This window comes from Microbacterium sp. HMWF026, assembly GCF_003061325.1.
GTDB classification, from domain to species: domain Bacteria; phylum Actinomycetota; class Actinomycetes; order Actinomycetales; family Microbacteriaceae; genus Microbacterium; species Microbacterium testaceum_E.
Genome location: NZ_QAJB01000393.1, coordinates 1 through 699 on the forward strand (window position 1 = coordinate 1; position 699 = coordinate 699).

A 699-nucleotide genomic window follows, 5' to 3' on the forward strand; every position below is an offset into this window, starting at 1 on the left:
GCTCGCAGGGAAGGCCGCTTGCCGGCGCGCCCGCTCGGCCGGAAAGGCCGCTCGGCGGGTAAGGCCGCTCGTGAAGATCGAGTGTCCAAGACACGCGGACGAAGTTCGCGAGAACCCGTATTTATTGGACACTCACCACGTACGCCGGTGCGCGCGACGCGACGCGGAGCCCAGCGGCGGCGGGCGACGGCATCGCGCAGCCGCGGCGGGCAGCAGCGGCGCGCAACGGCATCGCGCAGCCGCGGCGGGCAGCGGCGGCGGGCGACGGCGTCGCGCAGCAGCGTCGCGCAGCAGCGGCGCGCAACGGCATCGAACGACGGCAGTGGGCGACGGCGGCGCGGGGCGGCTCCGGAGACCGGCGGGATCAACGCCGTTCGGCCCCCGGCGCGACGTGCGTCAGCACGCGGTCCCACACCGACGTGAGGGTGACGTGCCCGTTGATCGAGTCGATCTCGTCGGGCGGCACGACCTCGGCCTCGGCTGCGCGCAGACGGTCCACGTACCACGAGGCGTCGTCGTGGTCGGCGGGTCCCTCGCCTCCGACCACGACGAGCACCTCGGCGTCGAGGTGTTCGAGCAGAGGCGTCCGCAGGTCACGGCTGAGCGGATCGGACGGGCTTTGCACCCCCACGATCGCGAGTCGGTCGACCACGGGCCCCATAGCGGCGGCCAGGTAGATGGCGATCGGTCCCGCCGCCC

At 73.8% G+C, this 699-nt stretch carries 1 pseudogene; it reads right to left on the reverse strand.

Annotated features, from left to right (window positions below):
- Positions 1 to 364: 364 nt before the first annotated feature.
- Positions 365 to 699: pseudogene (locus tag DBR36_RS14640) on the reverse strand (hypothetical protein); the annotation flags it as partial.